The sequence below is a fragment of the Gordonia sp. DT30 genome, assembly GCF_049844915.1.
Taxonomy (GTDB): Bacteria; Actinomycetota; Actinomycetes; order Mycobacteriales; family Mycobacteriaceae; genus Gordonia.
In genome coordinates this window covers 1-244 of record NZ_JBNCLY010000119.1, presented here as the reverse complement: position 1 = coordinate 244, position 244 = coordinate 1, and the positions used below count along the sequence as shown (strand labels likewise).

Here is a 244-nt window from a genome sequence, read left to right as displayed (position 1 = left end):
ATGTGGCCGCGGCGAAGGTGTTGCGCCGCAACTACACTCAGAACCAGCGTGCCCGCCATGAGGCGGCTGCGGCGGGGTGTCTGCTCCCGGCCGAGGCGGGTTTGGTGCGTGATCCGGGCAGCTACGACGCCCTGTTCGGGATCGACTTCGATCCCGACCCGGCCACTCGGGCGGCGACCGACGGCCAGGTGGCGTGATGGCTTCTGAGACGGCCTCGACGCTGGCGTATCTGGCGCGGGTGTTG

Annotated in this window: 1 protein-coding gene; it reads left to right on the top strand. The window is 69.7% G+C overall.

The genetic code is table 11. The features are described from left to right. The coding region (locus tag ACLQ3C_RS21695; RefSeq protein WP_425707144.1) for a hypothetical protein at positions 1-197 on the top strand (197 nt) is incomplete at its 5' end. Between the last annotated feature and the right edge of the window lie 47 nt (positions 198-244).